This window comes from Fusobacterium sp. IOR10, assembly GCF_010367435.1.
Classification (GTDB): Bacteria; Fusobacteriota; Fusobacteriia; order Fusobacteriales; family Fusobacteriaceae; genus Fusobacterium_B.
Map to the genome: position 1 here is coordinate 1 of NZ_WJWY01000062.1, position 1,647 is coordinate 1,647.

The following is a 1,647-nucleotide window of genomic DNA, read 5'->3' on the forward strand; positions in this document are numbered from 1 at the left end:
AGAATAGAGAAATTTAACAAGATAAGCAAGCAAACCTTAAATGGTGTAATAAAGAAACAAAATGGTAAGAAATTGACCTAGTCAATTAACGGATAAAATTTGAATGAAGAGTTTGATCCTGGCTCAGGATGAACGCTGACAGAATGCTTAACACATGCAAGTCTACTTGAATTCACTTCGGTGATAGTAAGGTGGCGGACGGGTGAGTAACACGTAAAGAACTTGCCTTACAGTTTGGGACAACTATTGGAAACGATAGCTAATACCGAATATTATGAATTTTCCGCATGGAAGATTTATGAAAGCTATATGCGCTGTAAGAGAGCTTTGCGCCCCATTAGCTAGTTGGTGAGGTAACAGCTCACCAAGGCGACGATGGGTAGCCGGCCTGAGAGGGTGAACGGCCACAAGGGGACTGAGACACGGCCCTTACTCCTACGGGAGGCAGCAGTGGGGAATATTGGACAATGGACCAAAAGTCTGATCCAGCAATTCTGTGTGCACGATGACGGTCTTCGGATTGTAAAGTGCTTTCAGTTGGGAAGAAAGAAATGACGGTACCAACAGAAGAAGCGACGGCTAAATACGTGCCAGCAGCCGCGGTAATACGTATGTCGCAAGCGTTATCCGGATTTATTGGGCGTAAAGCGCGTCTAGGTGGTTTGATAAGTCTGATGTGAAAATGCGGAGCTCAACTCCGTATTGCGTTGGAAACTGCCAAACTAGAGTATCGGAGAGGTGGGCGGAACTACAAGTGTAGAGGTGAAATTCGTAGATATTTGTAGGAATGCCGATAGAGAAGTCAGCTCACTGGACGAATACTGACACTGAAGCGCGAAAGCATGGGGAGCAAACAGGATTAGATACCCTGGTAGTCCATGCCGTAAACGATGATTACTAAGCGTCGGGGGTCGAACCTCGGCACTCAAGCTAACGCGATAAGTAATCCGCCTGGGGAGTACGTACGCAAGTATGAAACTCAAAGGAATTGACGGGGACCCGCACAAGTGGTGGAGCATGTGGTTTAATTCGACGCAACGCGAGGAACCTTACCAGCGTTTGACATCCTAAGAATGAGAAAGAGATTTTTCAGTGCTCCTTCGGGAGAACTTAGAGACAGGTGGTGCATGGCTGTCGTCAGCTCGTGTCGTGAGATGTTGGGTTAAGTCCCGCAACGAGCGCAACCCCTATTGTATGTTGCCATCATTAAGTTGGGCACTCATGCGATACTGCCTGCGACGAGCAGGAGGAAGGTGGGGATGACGTCAAGTCATCATGCCCCTTATACGCTGGGCTACACACGTGCTACAATGGGCAGTACAGAGAGAAGCCAACCCGCGAGGGGGAGCAAATCTCAGAAAGCTGTTCTTAGTTCGGATTGTACTCTGCAACTCGAGTACATGAAGTTGGAATCACTAGTAATCGCAGATCAGCAATGCTGCGGTGAATACGTTCTCGGGTCTTGTACACACCGCCCGTCACACCACGAGAGTTGGTTGCACCTGAAGTAGCAGGCCTAACCGTAAGGAAGGATGCTCCGAGGGTGTGGTTAGCGATTGGGGTGAAGTCGTAACAAGGTATCCGTACGGGAACGTGCGGATGGATCACCTCCTTTCTAAGGAGCTAACAGTTAAATTCTCTATTCTA

At 48.1% G+C, this 1,647-nt stretch carries 1 rRNA gene; it reads left to right on the forward strand.

What is annotated here, in order from left to right:
* Positions 1-100: 100 nt before the first annotated feature.
* A 16S ribosomal RNA gene (locus GIL12_RS09935) occupies positions 101-1,615 on the forward strand.
* The last annotated feature ends 32 nt before the right edge of the window (positions 1,616-1,647 follow it).